Below are 20,642 nucleotides of genomic sequence, written 5' to 3' on the forward strand. Positions count from 1 at the left end.
ACTGCATGTGGCAATGGAGTCACTCAGACGGCTGATATTCCCCAAGTGATTCGCGCCATAGCGTCAGCGCACCCCGGGTTGACCGGGACCGGTCGCGTGTGTGAGGGCACGCGAACAACGCTGGAGGGGTCTAGTGCGCGCACCCAATCGGGTGAATCGAAGATTCATAGCAGCGTCAGCTGGAGTGTTACTCGCGCTGAGCATCGTCACGCCTGCCGCGGCGGCACCGCCGGATCGTGATCAGACATCGGTGAGCAGGGCCGCCGCGGACAACGCCAACCGTCAGATCGAGGCCCTGCAGGCGGTCAAGGTCTCGCAGTCCGCCGCTGAATCCAAGTTGGACAGTTCGCTGGTGCTGGCGGCCCGTTCGAAGGCCGGCCGTGGCGTCGCCTCGGCGGTGCCGTCGCTGCAGACGGGTGTCACGTCCGACCGGGTCACGGTCGACATCCGGGCGACTGTGTCCGAGGACCTGCTCAACAGCCTGCGCAAGATCGGTGCCGGAATCCGGGCTGTGTCGGAGACGGTCGGCTCGATCCGGGCCGAGGTACCGGTGGCCGCGTTGGCGGGCATCGCGGGCCGCAAGGACGTCAAGCTCGTCGAGCCCGCGGTCGGCGCGATGACCGCCCGTCAGCTCGCCACCCCGACGGGCGGCCCTGGTGCCAAGCCGGCGAAACCGAAGCCCACCAAGGAAGAGAAGGCCAAGCAGGTCGCCGAGCGCACCAAGCGCGCGCTGGCCTCGGTCCAGGCCGGTGACGCCGTCAGTGAGGGCGACCGCGCGCACAACGCCGACAAGGCCCGTCAGCAATACGGTGTCACGGGTATCGGTGTGAAGATCTGTGCCCTGTCCGACGGCGTCGACTCGCTGTCCGCATCCCGGGCCGCGGGCGAACTTCCCGCTGTGGACGTGCTTCCCGGCGAGGCCGGCAGCGGTGACGAGGGCACCGCGATGCTGGAGATCATCCACGACCTCGCGCCCGGCGCCGAACTCGGTTTCGCCACGGCGTTCCGCTCCGACGCGAGCTTCGCCGACAACATCCGCAAGCTGCGCTCGGTGGCCGGCTGCGACATCATCGTCGACGACGTCGTCTACTTCAAGGAAGCGGTCTTCCAGGACTGGATCATCGCGCAGGCGGTCAACGAGGTGACCGCGGCAGGCGCGCTGTACTTCTCCTCGGCGGGCAACGAGGGCAACGTCGGCGACGGCACCTCGGGGCACTGGGAGGGCGACTTCGTCGACTCCGGGCAGTCGATCGGCAAGTGGGGCGGCACCGCCCACAACTTCGCCGGCAGCAGCGGTGTGCAGATCTACGAGCCGATCTCCGACGCGTCCTCGGCCGGTGTGCCGGTGCTGCTGAACTGGTCGGACCCGCTGGGCGCCTCGGCCAACGACTACGACCTGTACCTGCTGGACCGCAACGGCAACGTCATCTCGGCCAGCCAGAACTACCAGACCGGTACGCAGGATCCGTACGAGCGGGTCAACACGTCCAACTTCGGCGGCAGCGGCCTGCGGCTGGCGATCGTGAAGTTCAAGGGTGAGAACCGGTATCTCTCGCTGTCGGCGCTGCGCAGCCGGTTCAAGGACACCGCGGGTGTGCTGACCGGTTACGTCACCCAGGGCGAGATCTTCGGCCACGCCGCCGCGAAGGACGCCTTCGCGGTCGCCGCGGCGCCTGCGGCAACGGCGTTGCCGTTCGACCTGGAGCCCGGTGACCCGGCGAACCCGAAGGGCCCGTTCCCGGGTGCGTTCACCGGAGCGTCCAAGGTGGAGCGGTTCACTTCGGACGGCCCGCGCCGGATCATCTACAACGCGGACGGCACTGCCATCACGCCGGGCAACGTGTCCTCGACCGGTGGTGTGGTGCGGCAGAAGCCGGAGATCACCGCGGCCGACGGCGTGACCACGACCGTGCCGGACTTCGAGACGTTCTTCGGCACCTCGGCGGCGGCTCCGCACGCGGCGGCCATCGCCGGCCTGGTGCTGTCGGGCAACCCGGGCCTCGCCCCGGCCGACGTCCGGGAGGCGCTGATCAACACGGCGATCGACCTGGAGAAGCCCGGGTTCGACAACCGGTCGGGCAACGGCATCGTCATGGCCGACCGGGTGCTGGCCTACACCGGCGCCAGTCCGCAGCCGCTAGCCGAGGCACAGGCCCCGACCGTGCGGGCCAACGACGGTGGCGCGTTCATCGACCCGGGTGACACCGCGACGGTGACGTTGCCGGTGACCAACCGGGGTGACGGCATCGCCGCCTCGACAAGCGTCGTGCTCACCTCGCCGACCGCGGGTGTGACCATCTCGCCGCGTTCGAAGTTCTACGGCACGATCGACAAGGGCCAGACCGGCAGCAACACCTTCACGCTGACCGTGCCGGCCAACCACCCGCTGGGCACGCCCGTGCTGCTGGACGCCAAGGTGACCTACTCCGGGGCCACCTCGCCGACCACGGCCCGGTTCCCGGTGTCGATCGGCCAGCCGTCGACCGTTGTGCACGACTTCGCCTACGCGGGTGCACCGCTGGCGATCCCGGACAACGACCCGACGGGCGTCACGGTCCCGGTCCAGGTCAGCGGAATCGGTCCGGCATCCCGCGTGACGCTCTCGGTCGATGGCACCACCTGCACCACTGACGCAGGCGCCACCACCGTCGGCATCGACCACACCTTCGTGGGCGATCTCGTCGGCACGTTGCGCTCGCCGACCGGTGCGACCGCGACACTGTTCGCGGGCAGCGGCTCGAACGGCAACAACATGTGCAAGGTCGTCTTCGACGACCGCGCCGCCGCGCCGTTCAAGGGCATCAGTGCCGACCTGGCGCCGTACACCGGCACCTGGCGGCCGGAGACGGCGCTCAGCAACGTTCTCGGTGCCGCTGACGGCACCTGGACGCTGAACGTGCGTGACACCGCAGGAGTCGACACGGGCACGCTCCGTGCGTTCTCCCTGCACGTGTCGGGCTTCGTGACCGGCAGCTGATCATGATGGGGGTGGGCCGGGCCGTGTCCCGGCCCACCCCCTCTGTCATTCGTGGGCAGCGTGCCGGATCGCGCCGCGCAACTCCTGGTACTTGACCCACTCGTAGCCGATCAGCCCGGTCAGCAGCAGCGTCAGGACGCCAAGACTGCCCAGCGCTGGCATGTACGACACCAGCGGAACCAACACCAGCAGCACGACCCCGAGGACCACGCGCTGCACCTTGAGGTTGCGCATGCAGCGCCAGGCCACGGCGGCGTAGCCGAACATGAACAGCGAGACCCCGCCGTACATCGCCCACAGCGGCGGCCCGTACAGCGGATCGGCCAGCGTGTGGCCTTTCTCGCCGCCGACGTACCCGAGGACCTTCTTCAGCCCGAGCGCCAGCATCACGATGCCGATCAGCAACGGCAGGTGCAGGTAGGTGAACGCGCTGCGCCCCATCCGAACCCGTTCGTCACCTTCGGCCTGGGTGAGGGCCCGCTCGCAGAGCAGTACGTGCGTGTCGAAGTACGACCACCACAGGCTGCCCGCGATCGTCAGGCCGAGCACCGCGGCCACCACGATCGGCCACGAGATCGGCAGATGCGTCACACCGACACCGATCGCGACGATCGACTCACCCAGCGCGATGATGATGATCAGTCCGTAGCGCTCGGCGAAGTGCTTGGCCGAGTTCAGCCGCCAGCCCTTCGTGCCGCTCAGGTACGTCCCGCCGTAGTCGGCGACCACCGCGGCGCCCCACAGCGCGGTCTGCGTCACGCCTGAGGTCTGCGAGGCGATCGCCAGCAGCATTGTCCCGCCGACCACGGACGGCAGGAACCTCAGCAGCTGGGCGCGCAGGCCCTCGTCGTCCTCCGCGGCGATCCAGAACAGCCATAGGTGCACGACCCGCACCAGCAGGTAGCAGAACGCGAACACCAGCGGGCCGTCCAGCTCGCCGGGCAGGTCGTCGAACGCCTCGGGGATGGCCAGAGCGAGCAGGAACATCGCGGCCATCGCGACGAGCATCGCCACCCGGGCGGTGCCCTCGTCGGCCTTGACCAAATTGGACAGCCAGGAGTAGCCGATCCACGGCCACCAGATCACCGCGAGCAGCAACGTGCCCCGGAGCAGCCCGTGCCAGGTCGGTGTCTCGGCCATCAGGGCCGTGACCTGCGTCAGGGCGAACACGAAGACCAGGTCGAAGAACAGTTCCAGGGTGGTCGCATTGGCCGATTCCCCGATTCGCTCCATCCGGGAGCGCAGCGGCTTGCTCATGGCCGAATTCATACACGGTGCCGATAGCGTCTGCGCGTGAGCCGAACCAGGATGACCGCAGGTGGCGGGCGTGCGGTCGAGGTGGAGCCGGAGCGGCTGGCCGGCTGGTACGACCGGTTCGCCGCCCGGCACGGCGGTATCGCGGGCACAGAGATCACGCCTGACCTCGTCCGGGTGACAGCCGCCGACGGCGCTGAAGCGAGCGCTGAGGTGCCGTTCGGGCCGCTGGCGGCCACCGATCTGGCGGGGTTCGTCGATCACGTTCTGCGACCGCGGCGGATCGCGTTGCTGCTGGTCCGCCTGGGTGGGCACAGTCTGGGAGTGGCTGAGGGGGAGCGGGTCGTGCTCTCGCGTACCGGCCGTAAATCCGGTGCACGGCAGGAACTCCGCCGGCGGGTGGTCGCAGCAGCGGTTCGCCCGTCGCCGTGAAGGCCAAGCCCGGCAAGCACTCCAGGCCGCCGCGCAGGACGCGGCCGAGGTCCTGCTCCCCGTTCTATCCACTGTGGACGCGGTGGTGCTCGGCGGTGACCAGCGCGCACTGGAGCTTCTGCGGGCCGACCGGCGGCTCGCTAAGATCTTCCAACGGGCGCGACCGTGGGTGCTCGACGTGGGAGAACCACGGCGTTCGACCCTCGAGGAGGCGGCCCGCCGGGCACGGTCAGTGGAGATCGTGGTGCGGGACGCCTGAAACTCGTTAGCCCGGGTCAGTACAATCGGATGGCGTGGTCGCCACTTCGCGAGCCACCCACTCACGGAGAGCTTACTGGTGATCACTGCAATCGATCTTGAGCTGCGGGCCGGCTCGCGCATTCTGCTGTCCGACGTGACGCTGCGCGTTCAGCCAGGCGACCGCATCGGCCTGGTCGGTCGCAACGGCGCCGGAAAGACCACGTCACTGCGTGTCCTGGCCGGTGAGGGCGAGCCGTACGGCGGCGCGGTCCGCCGCACCAGCGAGGTCGGCTACCTGCCGCAGGACCCCCGCGAAGGTGACCTCTCGGTGACGGCCAAGGACCGGGTGCTCTCCGCGCGCGGCCTGGACCAGCTGCTTCGTGAGATGGAGAAGGCGCAGAGCGCCATGGCCGAGCTGGTGGACGAGAAGGCCCGGGAGGCCGCGGTCACCAAGTACGGCCGGCTGGAGGAGCGCTTCGCCGCGCTGGGCGGGTACGCCGCCGAAAGCGAGGCCGCCCGGATCTGCAGCAACCTCGGCCTGCCCGACCGGGTGCTGGCGCAGCCGCTGCGCACGCTGTCGGGTGGCCAGCGCCGCCGCGTGGAGCTGTCGCGGATCCTGTTCGCCGCGTCCGACGCGGGCGCGGGTGGCAAGTCGAGCACGATCCTGCTGCTCGACGAGCCGACCAACCACCTCGACGCCGACTCGATCAACTGGCTGCGCGGCTTCCTGAAGTCGCACGACGGCGGGCTCGTGGTGATCAGCCACGACGTCGAGCTGCTGGAAGCGGTGGTCAACAAGGTCTGGTTCCTGGACGCCAACCGCAGCGAGCTCGATCTCTACAACATGGGCTGGAAGAAGTACCTCGAGGCCCGCGCGACCGACGAGAAGCGCCGCCGCCGCGAGCGTGCCAACGCCGAGAAGAAGGCCGGCGCCCTGATGGAGCAGGCCAACAAGATGCGCGCCAAGGCCACCAAGGCCGTCGCCGCGCAGAACATGGCCAAACGCGCCGAGAAGCTGCTGTCGGGCCTGGAGCAGGAACGTCAGGCCGACAAGGTCGCCCGGATCACCTTCCCGCAGCCCGCGGCGTGCGGCAAGACTCCGCTGACCGCCGAGGGCCTGAGCAAGAGCTACGGCTCGCTGGAGATCTTCACCGGCGTGGACCTGGCGATCGACCGCGGCTCCAAGGTGGTCGTGCTGGGGCTCAACGGCGCGGGCAAGACCACCCTGCTGCGGCTGCTGGGCGGGATGGAACCGGCCGACGCCGGCACTGTCCAACCGGGACATGGCCTGCGGCTGGGGTACTACGCCCAGGAACACGAGACCCTCGATCATGGGGCCAGCGTCTGGCAGAACATCCGGCACGCCGCCCCGGACACCCCTGAGCAGCAGCTGCGCACCCTGCTCGGCACGTTCCTGTTCACCGGCGAGCAGCTGGACCAGCCCGCGGGCACGCTGTCGGGCGGGGAGAAGACCAGGCTCGCCCTGGCCGGTCTGGTGTCCAGCGCTGCCAATGTGTTGCTGCTCGACGAGCCGACCAACAACCTCGATCCGGCCAGCCGGGAACAGGTTCTGGACGCGTTGCGCCGGTACACCGGCGCGGTCGTGCTCGTGACCCACGACCCGGGTGCGGTCGAAGCCCTCGAGCCCGAGCGCGTGATCTTGCTACCGGACGGTACCGAAGATCATTGGTCAGCAGACTATCTCGAGTTGGTCCAGTTGGCCTGAATCCCGTACTTCTGAGCCTTGATCTTCGGTGATCCACTCGGATGGAGTAGTGCGAGTGGGCGACTTCAAGATGATTTTTCCAACTCGCCTGGCGTTCCGCGCTTCCGTGTTCGATCATTGCGGGCGCAGGGGTCGCTTGTGACCCTAGTTACTCGCTACGGAAGGCGGAGACGTGGCTGACCTCAAGAAAGGCGCGCGCATTACAGGTAGTACGCGCGACAAGCTAGCCGCTGATCTCAAGAAGAAGTACGAAAAGGGCGCGAGCATCCGCGCTTTGGCCGAGTCGACGGGCCGCTCCTACGGTTTCGTGCACCGGGTTCTGTCCGAGTCCGGCGTTCAACTTCGAGGGCGTGGTGGCGCTACGCGGACCAAGAAGAAGTAAGCGACGCCACTGGTTGTCGTATCCCAGCGTTCTCTACCGGGCCTCCCCGACTTTGGGCCCGAGTGCGGGATCCTGCGAGGTGGCCGGCCGGGACGCGGCCCGCTCGGCCACCGCGAATGTCATTGCGGCCCCCCACAACACAAGTGGGTAGACCAGGTAGCCGTATCGGCTGGCAGGAACCATGAGGATCGCGGCGCCGAGGCCGATTGCGGCTTTTGCCATCGCGTCCGAGCCGGTCGCGGGCGGAGTGACGAACAGCCAGACGGTGAGCGCCAACGCGGTGAGCCCGAGCAGCACCAGGGCGAGTACGTGCCCCACCGGGCCGATGCTCGCGATCAGGTGACCTGGCAACGGGCTTGCTGCGGGTGACGTGATCCTCCCGAGGCCCGCCGGGAATTTGATCACATGTTCGACGAAGGCTCCCGGATGGACGATCAGCACCGGGATGTTCAGCACGGCCACGACTGCGGCGATCGCGGTGAAGAACCGGACCAGCTCCACCCGGCTCGCCCTGGTGGTGACCACGTAGAACACGATCACGACCACGGCGGGCAGGGCACTGAGTTTCATACTGACCACGACCGCCAGCACGACCGCGCACCAGAAGGTCCTGCGGCGGGCCGCCAGCGCGCCGGAAAGCACGATCAGGCCGATGATCGCCAGGTCGGGACCGGCGACCGCGAACGTCAGCGCGGTCAACGGGCTGACTACGGCCAAATGTGCGGCACGAAGCGGAACTTTAGGCCATGCAAGCAATTTCAGGGCCAGCCCGATGGTGACCACGGTCGTGATCGCGAACATGATCCGCGCGTCGGTCAGCGCACCGCCGAACAATTGCCTTGGTATACCGAAAACGGCCATGATCGGGCCGTAGGGGGTGTAGTCGTTGACCTCCGCGGCCCGGCCGAGCGTGTCGATGTCCACATAGGGCGTACCGGTGCTGAACAGCAGCCGGGCCGACCGCTCGATCACCCAGACCTCGGGCTGCGCAGCCCACGACCACGGCGTGATCAGCCAGTCCGTGCCGGTCAGCCGGCGGAACACCAGGATCGCCAGCGGCACGATCATGCCGAGCCCGGCCACGGCGCCGACCGGCAGCCAGCGTGATCTGAACCAACCGACCCCGGTGGGCCGGATCAGCAGCCACACCGCGTGCGCGGCGCCGAACAGATAGGCCACCGACGCGAAGTTTCCCCATACCCGATAGCCGTAGAACTCCGACCACAACGCCGTCGCGACGGCGAACACCGCACATACGGAGTAGATGGCGATATCGGCCCCCAGAACCCGCCGTCCCCGATCGCCCACAGCGAAAAGACTACCGATCGGGAAGCAGACGGCCCGCAGGGGTGTTGACTCCGCCGAGAGAAGAGGTGGCTGTGGACGGTAGCTGGAGTCTGTTGATGGGTGCGGCGCGCAGTGCGGACGCGCCGAAGGGTGTGCGGAAAGGAACTTTGCGGAGGGTCTTTCGATTTGCCAAACCGCACCGGAAGTTGCTTGTCGCCTTTCTGATACTCACGGTCGCCTCGGCGGTGCTCGCAGTGACGACACCATTGCTGGCAGGGCGGGTTGTCGACGCCATTGTGGGTAAGCAAGACGCTTCTTTGGTCGTCTGGCTCGCGGTGCTGATCGCCGCGCTGGCGATTCTGGACGCCGGGCTCGGTGTGGTCGAACGCTGGCAGTCCGCGCGCATCGGTGAAGGCCTGATCTACGACCTGCGCCGGGCGGTCTTCGGGCACGTCCAGCAGATGCCGGTGGCGTTTTTCACCCGGACCCGCACAGGCGCGCTCGTCAGCCGGTTGAATAACGACGTAATGGGGGCGCAGCGCGCGTTCACGTCCACACTGTCCGGTCTGGTCGCCAATGTGATCCAGCTCGTGCTGTCGCTGGCTGTGATGGTGACGTTGTCCTGGCAGGTCACCGCGCTGGCGCTGGTGCTGCTGCCGGTGTTCGTGCTGCCTGCCCGCCGGGTCGGCCGCAGGCTGGCCGACCTGCAGCGTGAGGCGGCGGGCCTGAACGCGGCGATGACGACCCAGATGACCGAGCGGTTCTCCGCGCCCGGCGCGACCTTGGTGAAGCTGTTCGGCCGGCCGCGGATGGAGGCCGAGGAGTTCGGCGCCAAGGCGGGGCGGGTCCGCGACATCGGTGTGAAGAACGCGATGGCGACCCGGTGGTTCATGACGAGCCTGACGCTCGTGTCGGCGCTCGCCACGGCCTTGGTCTACGGCCTGGGCGGCTGGCTGGCGATCACCGGGGACCTCGCGCCCGGCACTGTGGTCGCGTTGGCATTGCTGTTGACGCGCTTGTACTCGCCGCTGACCGCGTTGGCCAACGTGCGGGTCGATGTGATGACCGCGCTGGTGTCGTTCGAGCGGGTGTTCGAGGTGCTCGACCTGCAGCCGATGATCAAGGAAAAGCCGGGCGCCGTCGAGGTTCCGACCGGCGGGGTGGCGGTGGAGTTCGACGACGTGCGCTTCGCCTATCCGGCGGCCGACAAGGTCTCGCTGGCGTCGTTGGAGGAGGTTGCCGCGCTGGATGCCCGTGGCGGACAGGAGATCCTGCACGGCGTGGGCTTCCGGGCCGAGCCAGGGCAGATGGTCGCCCTGGTCGGTTCCTCCGGTGCGGGCAAGTCGACGATCGCGTCCCTGATTCCGCGTCTGTACGATGTGGACAGTGGGGCGGTGCGGCTGTCCGGGGTGGACGTCCGCGATCTGTCGTTCGACTCGATCAGGGACACCGTCGGTGTCGTGACCCAGGACGGGCACCTGTTCCACGACACCATCCGCGCGAACGTCGCCTACGCGCGGCCGTCGGCGACCGACGAGGAGATCACGTGGGCGCTGGAGCGCGCCCGGCTGACCGAGCTGATCGCGTCACTGCCCGACGGGCTGGACACCGTCGTGGGCGAGCGCGGGTACCGGCTTTCCGGCGGGGAACGCCAGCGGCTGACCATCGCCCGGCTGCTGCTGGCCAACCAGCGCGTGGTGATCCTCGACGAGGCCACCGCGCACCTGGACTCGGAATCCGAGGCCGCAGTCCAGGAAGCGCTCGTGCACGCGCTGGAAGGCCGTACAGCGGTGGTGATCGCGCACCGGCTGTCGACGATCCGCGCGGCCGACCAGATCCTCGTCGTCGAGGGTGGCCGGATCGTCGAGTGCGGTACCCACGCCGAACTGCTCAACCAGGACGGCCGGTACGCCGCCCTGCACAACACCCAGTTCGCCTCGCAGAAATCAGAGCTGCGGGACCCGGGGGCCGTACAGGTCTAGGTACCGCTGGTTGGCCTCGTCGCCGCCGGGGACGTTGGAGCTGCGCCACAACGGCACCTCCACGCCCTCGGCGGCGGCTTTGTCCGAAAGTCGGGCCAGAACATCGTTCCAGAGGAACGCGTTGGCTACAGTGGACAGAGCCGAGGTCACCGGGTTGTCCGGCGGGTAGCTGGAGTCGCCGGGCGCCACCAGGGTGTCCAGGACGATCGTGGCGTTCTCGGCGAGCGTCGTGTCGGCTCGCCGGGGCGCCACGGCGTTGGCCGCGCTCGAGGTCACGGCCACCACGGGCATGCCGGCGTTCTGCGCGGCGATCGCGAGCTCGACCGGGTACGGGTTCACGCCGGAGGTGGAGAAGACCACCAGCACGTCGTCGCCGCTCAGCCCGACATGGGCGAACACCTCGTCAGCCAGCCCGGTCAGCCGCTCGGCGCTCGTGCTGGCGCGGCCGCCGTGCAGCGGCTGGATGTCCGGGTGGTACAGCGGGTACACGCAGGACAGGCCGCCCGCGCGGTAGAACGTCTCGGCGACGGCCGCCAGCGAGTGCCCGGCGCCCCCGGTCAGGATCAGGCCGCCCGCCTTGATGCTGCCGAGGAACAGCTCGGCCACGTTGTTCAGCGCGTCGCCGTTGTGCTTCTCGACCTTCGTCAGGTGATCTCTGACCAGGTCGCCGAATTCGGCCGTCATGCTCACGTACCTCCTCATAGGCCCCGCAATGGTCTATACCACTGGGCAGGGCCCGTCAAGAGGACCCGTCAGGCGGGCAGATCGCCGGGCCGGTCGACATCGGCGCCGTCCGAAATGTCCTCGCAGGCAACAAGTCCCGGCCGATTGCGGCGCAGGTACTCCCGAGCGCCCGCATCCCCGGTCGCCAGCTCGTACACGCCTTCCCAGTGATCACGGCCGATCAGCACCGGGTGGCCGGCCTCACCGTGATAGCTCGCCCGGAGCAACGCGCCACGGCCGGCGAGCGCGACGAGCCGGCGGACCGCCTCGGGCCGGATGCCCGGCGTGTCGACCGGCAACACGACAACCGCGTCACCCGTGATCGCGTCGAGACCGGTTCGCAGTGACGAACCCATGCCCTGCGGCCAGTCCGGGTTGTCGACCGCGTTGAGATCCGGCAGTTCGGCCCGGACCTGCTCACTCTGCGCGCCGAGCACCGCGAGCACGGGCGCACACCCGCCTTGTTGCAGTATCTGCACTGCCCGCTCGACGAACAGCCGGCCTTCGAACCGGACCAGCGCCTTCGGCATGCCGTAACGCCTGCCCGCGCCCGCGGCCAGGACCAGCCCCGCGACGTCAGCCATGGGCCACGAAATGCTCGAGCAGCAACCGGCTCAGGCCCTCGTCGGCCTGCTCGGGCAGCCAGTGCGAGATGTCCTCGAGCATTTCGAAGCGATACGGCCCCTCGACCCACTCCTCGGTGCCGATCGCGGCGACCGACCCGAAAGCGACGTCCTCGGTGCCCCACACATACAGCGTCGGGACCTTCACCTTCCCGGTCCGGCCGCTGAACTTGACGCCGCGGTACCAGTTCAGCGCGGCGGCCAGCGCGCCCGGTTCGGACAGCCGCTCGACGTACTCACGCACGTGGTCACCTGGGATGACACCCTCGTACATCTGCTTGAGGGCCGCCGCGTTGTTGGCCAGGAGTTGCTTCTCCGCGCCGCGGACGTTCTGGAGCGTGGGCACGTAGGACGAGCGTTGCTGCTGGTCCTCATCGGTCTTGAGGGCCTGGGCGTACGCGCCTGGGTGCGGCGTGGAGACCGCCGTGAGCGTGCGGACACGGTCGGGGTGCTCAGCCGCGACATGCCACGCGACGTTGCCGCCCCAGTCATGGCCGACCAGGTCGAACTTCGGCCAGCCCAGCTCGTCGGCGATGTCGAGCACGTCCTGCGTGAGGTCCTCGATGCGGTAGTCCTCGGCCCGTTCCGGCCGCACGTCGGGGGAGTAGCCGCGCTGGTCGGGCGCCACCGCCCGGCAGCCCGCCCCGGACAGGATCGCCAGCTGGTGCTCCCACTGCAGCGACGCCTCCGGAAAACCGTGCAGCAGAAGCACCCCACGGCCGTCGGCCGGACCGGCGGCCAGTGCGTCGAACCGGCCCTGAGCTGTGTTGATCCCGATGTGCTCGATCACACCGGGCAGTATCCCCGAGCGGCCAAACCCGGCTGTCCGCGGCGTCGAAAGATTACTGTGGTCGACGTGTCAGAACCCCATCTCCGGCAGCTCGGCTCGCCGCAGCCCAACGCCGTTACCCTGGTGCTGCACGGCGGTCGCGAGCACGGCATGGGGGAGGTGCCGCCGCTGGCGCTGGCTTATCTCCGGATGATCCCGTTCGCCCGTGACCTGGCCCGTGCGTCCGACGAACTGGCAGTGTTCCAGTTACGTAACCGGGTTCGTGGCTGGAACGCTCCCCAACTGGACGCCGTCCGGGACGCCCGTTGGGCTCTTGAACAGATCCACAGCAGATTCCCGGGCGTGCCTATCGTCCTACTCGGCCATTCAATGGGTGGTCGCGTCGCGCTGCGCGTCGCCGACGACCCAGCTGTCACGGCCGTCTGCGCGTTGGCACCGTGGTGCCCACCGGCCGACCCAGTCGAGCAGCTCGCCGGGCGCACGGTCCTGATCGCACACGGCAAGCTCGACACAACCACCGACCCGCGTGAGTCCCGGGACTACGCGCGACGTGCCGCCCAGGTCACCGATCGGGTCGAATTGGTCTGGGTCGACGGTGAGACACATGCGTTGCTCCGCAAGCGCCGTGTCTGGCGTGACCTGGTAAGACGTTTCGTTCTTGATCAGCTTGTGCCGTCCAGGGACAGCTGACCCTAGGGTGTACCGGACATATCTGACGCAACCTCGGCCTGTGGTCTCACGTCTTTGTGAGCATCCTTGACAGTCGGGGGACGGAATGAGGACGAGGATGAGCTACGGCCAGCCGTACGGTTCGCGGGACGGTCAGACCCGTGCCTATCCCATGCCGGGACAGGCGCCGCAAGATCGTCGTGACTACCGGCAACCTCAGGGGGGTTCTCGGCAGCCACCGCCGTACGTGCCGCCGGGGCAGCAGCAGGGCCCGGCACCGCGTCCGCCGCGTCGCAAGCGTCGCGTCGGCCGGATCCTGCTGATCATCCTGCTGGCGATCGTCGTGCTGATCGCGGCGATCTGGATCTACCTGGAGACGTCGATGACGCGGGTCGCCGCGCTCGGCGACTACGAGGGCCGCCCGGCCGCCGCGGCGGGCACGAACTGGCTCATCGTGGGGTCCGACAGCCGGGCAGGGCTGGACTCCGAGGACCAGGAGCGACTGTCCACCGGCGACGCCAAGGGGCAGCGCACGGACACGATGTTGTTGCTGCACCTGCCGGACAACAACGAGAAGCCGACCATGGTCTCGCTGCTGCGTGACTCCTATGTGGACATTCCGGGCAAGGGCAAGAACAAGCTGAACGCGGCGTACGCGTTCGGCGGGCCGAAGCTGCTGGCGCAGACCGTGGAGATGAACACCGGCCTGCGGCTGGACCACTACATCGAGATCGGCTTCGGCGGATTCGCCGGGATCGTGGACTCCGTCGGCGGCGTGGAGATGTGCCTGGACAAGCCGATCAAGGACCCGCTGGCCGGGATCGACCTGCCGGCCGGCTGCCAGGAACTCGACGGCGCCAACGCGCTGGGATACGTGCGTACCCGTGCCACCCCGCGGGCCGACCTGGACCGTGTGGTCCACCAGCGTCAGTTCATCGCCGCACTGATGGACAAGACCACCAGCCCGGGCACCCTGATCAACCCGTTCCGGATGATCCCGCTGCTGGCCGACGTGCCGGACGCGATCACCCTGGACGAAGGCGACCACCTGCACAACCTGCCGCCGCTCGGCTTCGCCATGGCAGGCGCGAGCACGGGCGAGACCGTCAGCACGACCGTGCCGATCGGCGGACAGCGCAGCGTGCCCAAGATCGGCTCGGTGATCCTCTGGGACCAGGCCAAGTCCAAGCAGCTCTTCGACGCGCTGCGCAACGACACAACCCTGCCGTCGAGCCTGATCGTCGTCCCGGGCTCGTGACGTTCCGGCTGGTGCCCGAACACTCGGGCACCAGCCGTTGCCGGGCCGTGAGCGTGCCGCTGAGGCCATGGGACGCGTGGTCCGGTACTTGTTCACCGATCGCGGATTTCGCCGGATCTGGGCCGAAATGCGCTAGCAGTTGAAGTCGTCGCTGGTCGCTGAGCCGATGAGGCGGAACTTGCGCTGGGTGCGCTGGTAGAACGTGGTCCGGCCGAGCCGAACCACCCGGGCCGCGCCGGGCAGGGCCATGATGTCGATCATCGTCCCGGGCTGCACCTGCCCGATGAGCCGCCCGTCGGCCTCCATCGCGACCTCGCCGCTGCCGGGCATGACCTCCAGCGCGAGTTTCTCCCCGCTGGACAGGAACAAGGCCCGGTTGAAAGCCGAGTGCGGAGCGGCGGGCGTGACCAGCAATCCCTCCGCCCGGGGCGACACGATCGGCCCGCCCGCGGCGAAGTTGTACGCCGTCGACCCCGTCGGCGTGGCCACCACAACGGCATCCGCCGCATATTCCACAAACGGGTGTCCCTCGACGTGCAGCAGCACCTCGGTCATGCCGTGCCCGGGCACCCGCACCAAGGCGATGTCGTTGAACGCGACCGTGTCCTGACCGGCGATCGTGGCGCACAGCCCGGAGCGCTTCTCCACCGTGAACCGGTGCGAGTCGATCGCGTTGAGCGCGCTGTCCAGCTCAGGGACGTCGACCTCGGCCAGAAACCCCAGGCGCCCCAGGTTCACCCCCAGCACCGGCACCTGACTGCCGAGCCGGAACGCGCGCAGCATCGTCCCGTCGCCGCCGAGGGAGACCAGAAGATCGGATCTTTCCGCGAGTTCGTCCTCGGCCACCGGCTTGACCAGTCCGTTGGCCCTGGCGACCTCCTCGCCCAGGCCCAGGACATCCGTGTGCCGAGCCTGAGCCCACGAGGTGATAGTTTCGATCACCGGTACGCAATCGCGTCGAGGGTGCAGAACAAGACCGATGGTGCGGATCAATCCGATCACCTGACCTCTTGAGCGGGAACCCTGGCTACCGTGATGCGTCATTCACTTGGCAAGATACGGCCGTTCGGGTGACGTGCGCGAGGAGGCAGCAGGGTGAACCCTCAGACGACGCAGGTCGACGACCTGCGATTGGTCGCGTTACCTACCGCCGTGAACTGCGCGGACATGTTCGTCAGGTTCGCGCTGACAGAGTGGTCACTGCGTCAGCTGCAGGACGAGACGAGCCATGTCGCCTGCGAACTGGTACACGCGGTGGTCCAGCGAAGCGACACCAAAGTGCCCGGTTTCATCACGCTTCGGTTGCGGTTGCACGGCGACTGCCTCGTCGTGGAGGTCGAGGACGCCGCAGCGACACCCCCAGTGGTGCCGGACACACTGACCGGGCGTCAGGCGGGCGCCGTGGCGCTCCCGGACGGCGGCAACCTGGTGTGGTGCGAGGTCGCGTTGCCGACCGGAATGAGCGCCAAAGCCGTGCCGCTGCCACGCCGAGAGCGGCGTAAGCCACCCGCGAGCGCGGGCGGAGAGCCCGACCAGGCGGACGTGGACGACGAGTTCTTCGAGAGGCTGCTCTCCAAGCTCAGCCGTTCACCAGAGCCACCCCCGAACGGCGACCCACGCGGCCTCATGTAGAACACGCGTGTGAGCGAAGACGCGCTGCGCGTTGACCGACGGCTGGACGGTGCTGCCGTCGTGCTGCGCGCATCCGGTGAGATCGACATGAACACCGCCCCGCTACTGGCAGAGGAACTGGAACAGGCGATCAGCACGAATCCCGAGCTGATCGTGGTGGACCTGTCGGACGTGACGTTCTTCGGCTCCGCCGGGATCGCCGCCTTGCTCAACGCCCGCGAACAGCACACAGAAACAGGCGGCAGACTGAGACTGGTCGCCACCCACGGCCCGGTCCTGCGATCACTGGAGATCGCAGGCGTACTCGAGTTGCTCCCGATCTACCCGTCGATCCCCGAGGCAAGCGCTTAGGCCCTGCTCCGGCTCGGCTTGTGTTTGTGCCTGGGTTCGGGGGCAGCCTCCGGCCCCCGGAATCCACGCTACCGCAAGGGTCTGACAGTTTTGGGCTGCGAAGATCCATAGCCTTGACCTGTCCACAAGCAGCGAGTTGTCCACGGTGCAATCGCGTGAGAAATTGTCAAGACCTGTGGATGAAGATCGTTAGGCGGCGGTGGGTGGGGCGTGGTCGTCGGGTCGTTCGACGAGTTTGCCGTTGTCGAAGCGGCTTCCGGCGCGGACGAGCGCGACGAGGTGGGGTGCGTTCACGGCGCGCCAGCGGGCCTGTGCTGACTCGATGAGCTTGAAGGCCATGGCGAGGCCTGCGGCGGCCGAGCCGGGGCCCTTGGTGACCTTTGTGCGGTGGCGCACGGTGGCGAAGGTCGACTCGATCGGGTTGGTGGTGCGCAGGTGGATCCAGTGCTCGGCCGGGTAGTCGTAGAACGTGAGCAGTTCCTCGACATCGTCGGTGATCTTCGCGACGGCCTTGGGGAATTTCGCGCCGTACAAGGCTTTGAACGCGGTCACGGCGTCGAGGGCGTGGCGACGGTCTTCGGCGTTCCAGATCTCGGCGAGGGCCTTCTTCGCGCCGGGATGGGCGGATTTGGGTAGCGCGGCGAGGACGTTGGCGATTTTGTGGAACCAGCAGCGCTGCTCGGCGGTTTCGGGGAAGACCTCACGTAGCGCGCTCCAGAACCCGAGCGCGCCGTCGCCGGCCGCGAGGATCGGGGCGCGCATCCCGCGGCGCTTGCAGTCCCGCAGCAGATCCGCCCACGACTCGGCCGATTCGCGGTACCCGTCGGTCAGCGCGACGAGCTCCTTGCGGCCGTCAGCGCGCACTCCGATCATCACGAGCAGGCAGAGTTTGTGTTCCTCCAGACGGATGTTGACGTGGATCCCGTCCGCCCACAGATACACGAAATCCACAGTGGACAGATCGCGCTCGCAGAACGCGCGCTGTTCGGCTTTCCACTGCTCGGTCAGCTTCGTGATCACCGGCGCGGACAAGCCCTTCGCTGAGCCGAGGAACTGGCCCAGCGCGGGCACGAAGTCCCCAGTAGACAGGCCATGCAGGTACAGCAGCGGCAGCACCTCGGTGATCTTCGGGGTCTTGCGCGCCCAGGGCGGCAGGATCGCCGAGGAGAATCGTTGCCGCTCGCCGGTGTCGGGGTCGACGCGCTTGTCATTCACGCGCGGCGCGGTCACCTCTACCGCACCCGCGCTGGTGAGCACCTCGCGCGGTTCGTGGTAGCCGTTGCGCACCACCAGGCGGTGGCCGTGCTCGTCGCACTGGCCGGCGTAGACGGCGATGTAGGCATCGACCTCGGCTTGCAGAGCTTCGGCCAGCATCCGGCGGGCGCCCTCCCGAACGATCTGGTCGATCAACGATGCCGAATCGCCTACCGGCGGCCGGTCATCGTCACCGGATGCGGGGCCAGGGACTACGGTGAGCATGGGCGTACCTTCCCGAGCCAGCGCGCCAACGCTGGCCCTGATCAGAACTCCAGACCTTTCAGATCATCCTCGGGAAGGTGCGCCCATCCAGGTCACCTCGCCGAGAACCATCCACAGGTTCTGATCATTGCTCCAATCGCGTCGTTGCTCGCAGGTGTGGCCTTCGGCCCCCGGTTTCCAGCCTACTGTTGAGGGCTGACAAGAACCGGGCCGTGAAGATCCACAAGTTGAAGGTGTCCACAGGCAGCGAGTTGTCCACAGTCAAGTCGCATTGCAGCTCGAGTGCCCCGGAACTGTCAGACCTCATCGCTACGCTGGATTTCGGGGGGCCGTGGCCGCCCACCTCTGAGGAGACACTGTGGTGGGGCGCTGTGATGGGTCCAGTAATTGGGCCCGGTAATGATCAGCGCTGGCGGCTGGCCAGCATGGAACGCGTTGCGGTCGCTGAGGGCATCGACCCAAGCCGCATGCGCCGGGAACGACGTCCCAGCCACCGGTACCCGGGCGAAAACCCAAGCCAGGCAAGGCGACTCGATAATTCACGACTTAGATTTAGGTGTATTGACACGATTGGTTGGACCAATTAGGCTGCTGGGAACAGCTGGCGGCGTGGCAGATGGAGGATCCCTGTGTTCTCCGGTAAGCGTGGAACGGAAGTCGTCATCTTCGGCCTGACTGTGGCTGCCTGTCTGATGGTTGTTGTTGCGCCGCAGGCTGGTGCGGCGATCGATCCGGCTGTGTGGTACTCGGTCACCGTGGTCAACAGTGGTAAGTGTGTGGATGCGCGTGCTGCGGGTACGGCGAACGGCACGGCTGTGCAGCAGTACACGTGCAACTCGACGGCTTCGCAGCAGTGGCAGTTTCAGCCGACGAGCAATGGGTATTTCCGGGTGAATGCGCGTAGTGCGCCCGCGCAGGTGTGGGATGTGTCGGATGTTTCCGTCGCCGACAATGCTCTCGTTCACTTGTGGACGTACGGCGGCGGCAACAACCAGCAGTGGTTGCCGGTCGAGGAAGCCGGTGGGGCGTACCACTTTGTTTCCAGGCATAGTGGCAAGTGCCTGGACGTACCCGGTGCGTCCACTGCGGACAGTCAGCAACTGCAACAGTACACGTGCAACAACACCGCTGCCCAGTCGTTCACGCTCAGCCCTGCCGGCAGCGAACCACCGCCTGGAGGCGACATCGATCTCGGGCCGAACACCTATGTATTCGACCCGTCGATGTCCGCGTCGAGTATCCAGAGCCGGCTCAATTCCGTTTTCGCCCAGCAGGAACGCAACCAGTTCGGGCAGAATCGGTACGCGTTGCTGTTCAAGCCGGGCTCGTACGACCTCAACGCGAACATCGGCTTCTTCACGCAGATCGCCGGGCTCGGGTTCAGTCCGGACAGTGTGAACATCAATGGCTCTGTGCATGTCGAGGCCGACTGGTTCGGTGGGAACGCAACGCAGAATTTCTGGCGGTCCGCGGAAAATCTGTCGGTGACGCCGGCGGGTGGCACGGACCGGTGGGCGGTTTCACAGGCGGCGCCGTATCGCCGGATGCATGTGCGTGGCAACTTGGTGCTCGATGACGGTGGTTGGTCCAGTGGTGGCTGGATGTCCGACACGTTGGTCGACGGTCAGGTGCGCTCGGGGTCGCAGCAGCAGTGGATTTCGCGCAACACCCAGTGGGGCAGCTGGACTGGCCAGAACTGGAACATGGTGTTCGTCGGCGCGGTGAACGCCCCGGCCGGCAACTATCCGAATCCGCCGTACACCCGGGTGAACCAGACGCCGATCGTGCGGGAGAAACCGTTCCTGTACACCGACAATGCGGGCAAATACCAGGTTTTCGTGCCCGCGATCCGGCAGAACACAGCGGGCATCACGTGGCAGGGCACGCAGCCCGGTCAGTCGCTGCCGATCGACCAGTTCCACATCGTCAAGCCGGGCGCCACGGCCCAGCAGATCAACGCGCAGCTGGCCGCGGGCAAGAACCTGTTGTTCACCCCGGGCGTCTACCGCGTCGACGAGACCATCCGGGTCACCCGGCCGGACACCGTCGTGCTGGGTCTGGGCTTGGCGACGCTGGTGCCGGAGAACGGCATCACCGCGATGTCGGTGGCCGATGTGGACGGTGTCAAGGTCGCGGGCATCATGTTCGACGCCAACGTCACCAACTCGCAGCTGCTGATGGAAGTCGGCCCGCCTGCGTCGAACGCGAGCCACGCGGCGAATCCGACCTCGCTGCATGACGTGTTCTTCCGCGTCGGCGGGCCGTGGGTCGGCAAGGCCACGACGAGCCTGATCATCAACAGCCACAACGTGATCGGCGACCACACCTGGGTCTGGCGAGCCGATCACGCGGCCGATGGCGTGCCGACCGGCTGGACGGAGAACACAGGCCGCAACGGGTTGATCGTCAACGGCGACAATGTCACGTTCTACGGCCTGTTCGTCGAGCATTACCAGCAGTACAACGTGATCTGGAACGGGCAGGGCGGCCGGACCTACTTCTTCCAGAACGAGTTCCCGTACGATCCGCCCAACCAGGCCGCCTACATGAACGGCTCCACCAGAGGGTGGGCCGCCTACAAGGTGGCCGACAACGTGACCAGCCATGAGGCTTGGGGCCTGGGTGCTTACTGTTTCTTCAACGTCAACCGCAGTGTCGTGGTGGAACGCGCTTTCGAGGTGCCCAACAACCCGAATGTCCGCTTTCACAACATGGTCGGCGTGTCACTCGGCGGTGGTGTCGGAACAATCAACCGGATCATCAACAACACCGCAGGCCCAGTGAACACCGGCACGCCGGTGAATGTCGTCAACCATCCATAGTGGAAAGCGCGCCGT

General features: G+C 67.4%; 16 protein-coding genes and 1 pseudogene. 10 read left to right on the forward strand and 7 right to left on the reverse strand.

The window, feature by feature from the left end:
* Positions 1-184: 184 nt before the first annotated feature.
* Entirely contained in the window at positions 185-2,977 is a 2,793-nt protein-coding gene (locus tag JOF56_RS30435; protein ID WP_307855323.1) for a S8 family serine peptidase, read from the forward strand.
* Between the two features lie 45 nt (positions 2,978-3,022).
* Here JOF56_RS30435 and JOF56_RS30440 read toward each other — a convergent pair whose 3' ends face one another.
* Positions 3,023-4,234, reverse strand: coding sequence for a low temperature requirement protein A (locus JOF56_RS30440; protein WP_209642912.1), 1,212 nt, complete (start codon positions 4,232-4,234; stop codon positions 3,023-3,025).
* A 36-nt stretch (positions 4,235-4,270) separates the two neighbouring features.
* Here JOF56_RS30440 and JOF56_RS30445 point away from each other — a divergent pair.
* The 3 genes and pseudogenes from JOF56_RS30445 to JOF56_RS30455 all read left to right on the forward strand — a co-directional run bounded on the left by JOF56_RS30445 (position 4,271) and on the right by JOF56_RS30455 (position 7,011).
* Positions 4,271-4,922 (forward strand): annotated as a pseudogene (locus JOF56_RS30445) (acVLRF1 family peptidyl-tRNA hydrolase).
* Between the two features lie 78 nt (positions 4,923-5,000).
* Positions 5,001-6,629, forward strand: a complete 1,629-nt coding sequence (locus JOF56_RS30450; RefSeq protein ID WP_209642913.1) for an ABC-F family ATP-binding cassette domain-containing protein — start codon at positions 5,001-5,003, stop codon at positions 6,627-6,629.
* Positions 6,630-6,801: 172 nt separating this feature from the next.
* Entirely contained in the window at positions 6,802-7,011 is a 210-nt protein-coding gene (locus tag JOF56_RS30455; protein ID WP_033391619.1) for a helix-turn-helix domain-containing protein, read from the forward strand.
* A gap of 33 nt (positions 7,012-7,044) precedes the next feature.
* Here JOF56_RS30455 and JOF56_RS30460 read toward each other — a convergent pair whose 3' ends face one another.
* Complete coding sequence (locus JOF56_RS30460; protein ID WP_307855324.1) at positions 7,045-8,319, reverse strand: glycosyltransferase 87 family protein; 1,275 nt, start codon at positions 8,317-8,319, stop codon at positions 7,045-7,047.
* A 95-nt stretch (positions 8,320-8,414) separates the two neighbouring features.
* Between JOF56_RS30460 and JOF56_RS30465 the strand changes: the two genes are divergently transcribed.
* The gene (locus JOF56_RS30465) at positions 8,415-10,280 is read left to right on the forward strand and encodes an ABC transporter ATP-binding protein (protein WP_209648572.1); all 1,866 of its coding nucleotides are present in this window, start codon (positions 8,415-8,417) and stop codon (positions 10,278-10,280) included.
* Here the strand turns inward: JOF56_RS30465 and JOF56_RS30470 are convergent.
* The 3 genes from JOF56_RS30470 to JOF56_RS30480 all read right to left on the reverse strand — a co-directional run bounded on the left by JOF56_RS30470 (position 10,245) and on the right by JOF56_RS30480 (position 12,416).
* A complete protein-coding gene (locus JOF56_RS30470; RefSeq protein WP_209642914.1) occupies positions 10,245-10,964 on the reverse strand; it encodes a sugar isomerase domain-containing protein in 720 nt (239 codons plus the stop codon). The genes JOF56_RS30465 and JOF56_RS30470 overlap by 36 nt on opposite strands.
* 68 nt (positions 10,965-11,032) lie before the next feature.
* Complete coding sequence (locus JOF56_RS30475; RefSeq protein ID WP_209642915.1) at positions 11,033-11,587, reverse strand: nucleotidyltransferase family protein; 555 nt, start codon at positions 11,585-11,587, stop codon at positions 11,033-11,035.
* Entirely contained in the window at positions 11,580-12,416 is an 837-nt protein-coding gene (locus JOF56_RS30480) for an alpha/beta fold hydrolase (RefSeq protein ID WP_209642916.1), read from the reverse strand. Before JOF56_RS30480 ends, JOF56_RS30475 begins: the two co-directional genes overlap by 8 nt.
* Before the next feature lie 66 nt (positions 12,417-12,482).
* Here JOF56_RS30480 and JOF56_RS30485 point away from each other — a divergent pair, with 66 nt between their 5' ends.
* Both JOF56_RS30485 and JOF56_RS30490 read left to right on the forward strand, forming a co-directional pair.
* A complete protein-coding gene (locus JOF56_RS30485) occupies positions 12,483-13,106 on the forward strand; it encodes an alpha/beta hydrolase (protein ID WP_307855325.1) in 624 nt (207 codons plus the stop codon).
* Between the two features lie 97 nt (positions 13,107-13,203).
* A complete protein-coding gene (locus tag JOF56_RS30490) occupies positions 13,204-14,343 on the forward strand; it encodes an LCP family protein (RefSeq protein WP_209642917.1) in 1,140 nt (379 codons plus the stop codon).
* A gap of 132 nt (positions 14,344-14,475) precedes the next feature.
* Here JOF56_RS30490 and JOF56_RS30495 read toward each other — a convergent pair whose 3' ends face one another.
* Entirely contained in the window at positions 14,476-15,285 is an 810-nt protein-coding gene (locus tag JOF56_RS30495) for an NAD(+)/NADH kinase (RefSeq protein WP_307855326.1), read from the reverse strand.
* Between the two features lie 153 nt (positions 15,286-15,438).
* On the opposite strand from JOF56_RS30495, the gene JOF56_RS30500 reads away from it, so the two are divergent.
* Both JOF56_RS30500 and JOF56_RS30505 read left to right on the forward strand, forming a co-directional pair.
* Positions 15,439-15,975 (forward strand): ATP-binding protein, encoded by a 537-nt coding sequence (locus tag JOF56_RS30500; protein ID WP_209642918.1) that lies wholly within the window; start codon positions 15,439-15,441, stop codon positions 15,973-15,975.
* A gap of 9 nt (positions 15,976-15,984) precedes the next feature.
* Entirely contained in the window at positions 15,985-16,326 is a 342-nt protein-coding gene (locus JOF56_RS30505; protein WP_209642919.1) for an STAS domain-containing protein, read from the forward strand.
* 189 nt (positions 16,327-16,515) lie between these two features.
* Here the strand turns inward: JOF56_RS30505 and JOF56_RS30510 are convergent, their stop codons facing one another.
* On the reverse strand, positions 16,516-17,805 hold the full coding sequence (locus JOF56_RS30510; protein ID WP_245378459.1) for an IS256 family transposase: 1,290 nt from the start codon (positions 17,803-17,805) through the stop codon (positions 16,516-16,518).
* 629 nt (positions 17,806-18,434) lie between these two features.
* Here JOF56_RS30510 and JOF56_RS30515 point away from each other — a divergent pair.
* Entirely contained in the window at positions 18,435-20,627 is a 2,193-nt protein-coding gene (locus JOF56_RS30515) for a pectate lyase-like domain-containing protein (protein WP_504739843.1), read from the forward strand.
* The last annotated feature ends 15 nt before the right edge of the window (positions 20,628-20,642 follow it).

Origin of the sequence: Kibdelosporangium banguiense (assembly GCF_017876405.1) — a bacterium.
Classification (GTDB): domain Bacteria; phylum Actinomycetota; class Actinomycetes; order Mycobacteriales; family Pseudonocardiaceae; genus Kibdelosporangium; species Kibdelosporangium banguiense.

Coding starts and splice junctions, on each gene's coding strand:
- JOF56_RS30475 (WP_209642915.1), bottom strand. CDS start 11,587: ATGGCTGACGTCGCGGGGCTGGTCCTGGCCGCGGGCGCGGGCAGGCGT.
- JOF56_RS30470 (WP_209642914.1), bottom strand. CDS start 10,964: ATGACGGCCGAATTCGGCGACCTGGTCAGAGATCACCTGACGAAGGTC.
- JOF56_RS30490 (WP_209642917.1), top strand. CDS start 13,204: ATGAGCTACGGCCAGCCGTACGGTTCGCGGGACGGTCAGACCCGTGCC.
- JOF56_RS30510 (WP_245378459.1), bottom strand. CDS start 17,805: ATGCTCACCGTAGTCCCTGGCCCCGCATCCGGTGACGATGACCGGCCG.
- JOF56_RS30440 (WP_209642912.1), bottom strand. CDS start 4,234: ATGAGCAAGCCGCTGCGCTCCCGGATGGAGCGAATCGGGGAATCGGCC.
- JOF56_RS30465 (WP_209648572.1), top strand. CDS start 8,415: ATGGGTGCGGCGCGCAGTGCGGACGCGCCGAAGGGTGTGCGGAAAGGA.